This window comes from Streptomyces phytophilus, assembly GCF_013870535.1.
Classification (GTDB): domain Bacteria; phylum Actinomycetota; class Actinomycetes; order Streptomycetales; family Streptomycetaceae; genus Streptomyces; species Streptomyces phytophilus.
Genome location: NZ_JACBXC010000972.1, coordinates 1 through 2,329, shown reverse-complemented (window position 1 = coordinate 2,329; position 2,329 = coordinate 1). Strand labels below are relative to the sequence as shown.

Annotated in this window: 2 protein-coding genes; both read left to right on the top strand. The window is 74.5% G+C overall.

Going from position 1 to position 2,329, the window contains the following annotated elements:
• Positions 1-204: 204 nt before the first annotated feature.
• A complete protein-coding gene (locus H5J30_RS27900) occupies positions 205-879 on the top strand; it encodes a response regulator transcription factor (RefSeq protein WP_018838328.1) in 675 nt (224 codons plus the stop codon).
• Between the two features lie 27 nt (positions 880-906).
• Positions 907-2,148 (top strand): sensor histidine kinase, encoded by a 1,242-nt coding sequence (locus H5J30_RS27895; RefSeq protein WP_181790071.1) that lies wholly within the window; start codon positions 907-909, stop codon positions 2,146-2,148.
• The last annotated feature ends 181 nt before the right edge of the window (positions 2,149-2,329 follow it).

Sequence of the window (2,329 nt, the reverse complement as noted above, 5' to 3'; positions counted from 1 at the left end):
CCCCGCGGACCGGCCGGCCCGGTGACCTCATGGTCGCCGACAACCCTCCGCCCCGCGATCCGGCGATGCGCCCCCCGCCCCGCGATCCGGGGACGGCGCGAACCGGCGCACGGAACCCGCCGACGCGTTCGACCGCGTACCAGGAGGTGAGAGAACCCGACGCCACCGGCGCACTCTCGGTGACGGGAGGTCTACCATCGCTCCATGACCCGAGTACTGCTGGCCGAGGACGACGCGGCCATCTCGGAACCGCTGGCCCGCGCGCTGCGCCGGGAGGGCTACGAGGTGGAGGTCCGGGAAGACGGTCCCACGGCGCTCAGTGCCGGGCTCCGCGGCGGCGTCGACCTCCTCGTGCTCGACCTGGGCCTGCCCGGCATCGACGGCCTGGAGGTGTGCCGGCGGCTGCGCGCGGACGGCCACGGCTTCCCCGTGCTGGTGCTCACCGCCCGCGCGGACGAGGTGGACACCGTCGTCGGCCTCGACGCCGGCGCCGACGACTACGTCACCAAGCCCTTCCGCCTCGCCGAGCTGCTCGCCCGGGTCCGCGCCCTGCTGCGCCGCGGCTCCACCGAGGCGCAGCCGCCGGCCACCCACGGCGTACGCATCGACACCGACTCGCACCGCGCCTGGCTCGGCGACGAGGAACTGCAGCTCACGGCGAAGGAGTTCGACCTGCTGCGGGTGCTGGTGCGGGACGCGGGCCGGGTGGTCACGCGCGAGCAGCTGATGCGCGAGGTGTGGGACACCACCTGGTGGTCGTCGACGAAGACGCTCGACATGCACATCTCCTGGCTGCGCAAGAAGCTCGGCGACGACGCCGCGAACCCCCGCTACATCGCGACGGTCCGCGGAGTGGGCTTCCGCTTCGAGAAGAGCTAGGCCGGCCGCCCCCGGCCTCCGGCAGCCATGCGCAGAAGGCTCATCAACAGCACCCTCGCGGTGGTGCTCGTCGTCATCGCCGTGTTCGGCGTCTCGCTCGTCATCGTCGAGACCCGCACCATCGAGGCCGCCGCGCACGACCGGGTGCAGTCCGAGGCGGTGCGGCTGTTCAGCGTCGTGGAAGGCAAGATCGCCGACGACGAGCGGGTGACCCGGCAGGCGCTCTCCGGGCAGGTCACCGACGGCCGGTACGCGGTGGTGGACCTGCCGGGCGGGCCGCCGCTCAAGATGGGGGAGCGGCCCGACGGCTCCGTCATCGAGGCCACCGAGACCGGCAGCAGGGGCGAGCGGGTCACGGTCATGGAGGCCCGCGAACGGGTCAACGGCGAGCTGGGCCAGACCCTGCTGATCATCTTCGCCGTGGCGCTGCTCGCCGTCGGCGCCGCCGTGCTGCTCGCCGTCCGCCAGGCCAACCGCCTCACCGCCCCGCTCACCGACCTCGCCGAGACCGCCGAGCGGCTCGGCTCCGGCGACCAGCGCACCCGCCACCGCCGCTACGGCGTCCCCGAGCTGGACCGCGTCGCCGACGTGCTGGACGCCAGCGCGGAGCGGATCGCGCGGATGCTCACCGCCGAGCGGCGGCTGGCCGCGGACGCCTCCCACCAGCTCCGTACGCCGCTGACCGCCCTGTCCATGCGGCTGGAGGAGATCGCGCTCACGGACGACCCGGCGACGGTCAAGGAGGAGGCGGCGGTCGCGCTCACCCAGGTGGAGCGGCTCACGGACGTGGTGCAGCGGCTGCTGACCAAGTCCCGGGACCCCAAGGCCGGCTCGGGGATGGGCTTCGACCTGGACGAGGTCGTCAAGCAGCAGCTGGAGGAGTGGCGGCCGGTGTACCGCGGGGAGGGGCGGGCGATCGTCCGCTCCGGGCGGAAGGGCCTGCGCGCGGTGGGCACGCCGGGGGCGGTGGCGCAGGTGCTCGCGACGCTGATCGAGAACGCGCTGATGCACGGCGCCGGGACCGTCGCGCTGCGCACCCGGGTCACGGGCAACCAGGTGGTGGCCGAGGTCACCGACGAGGGCCCGGGCGTGCCCGCGGACCTCGGCTCCCGGGTCTTCGAGCGCACGGTCAGCGGACGCAACTCGACGGGGCTGGGGCTGGCGGTCGCCCGCGACCTGGCGGAGGCGGACGGGGGGCGGCTGGAGCTGGTGCAGCAGAAGCCGACGACGTTCGCGCTGTTCCTCGCGCGGGAGCACGAGGACCACTGAGGGGGCGTACGGGACGCGCGGCGGACTCCGGTACGGGGCCGGGCGCGGCGGGTGCGCGGGTGCGCGGCGACGACGGCGGTAGGTGCGTAGGGGATACGAGGGGCGCGCGAGGGCGCGTACGGAAGTGTGGGGGCTCGTACGGAACGGGGACGCTACCGCCGCGCTCCGACCGCCTCTTCCC